Raw genomic sequence first — 265 nt, 5'->3', positions numbered from 1 at the left:
TAGCACATCAACTTCAACAAGTGCAAGCACGTCAGCAAGCACGTCAGCTTCAACAAGTGCAAGCACATCAGCAAGCACATCAGCTTCAACAAGCGCAAGCACGTCAGCAAGCACGTCAGCGTCAACAAGCGCAAGCACATCAGTAAGCACATCAGCAAGCACATCAGCGTCAACAAGCGCAAGTACGTCAGCAAGCACATCAGCGTCAACAAGTGCAAGCACATCAGCAAGCACATCAGCTTCAACAAGTGCAAGCACATCAGCT

Annotated in this window: 1 protein-coding gene; it reads right to left on the bottom strand. The window is 50.2% G+C overall.

Features of this window, described 5'->3' with window-relative positions:
• The coding region (locus tag AC3E7H_RS10035; protein WP_490676521.1) for a hypothetical protein at positions 1-265 on the bottom strand (265 nt) is incomplete at both ends.

It is taken from the genome of Streptococcus sp. SCPM-O-B-15304 (M98), assembly GCF_058200215.1.
This window is presented reverse-complemented; position numbering and strand designations above follow the sequence as displayed.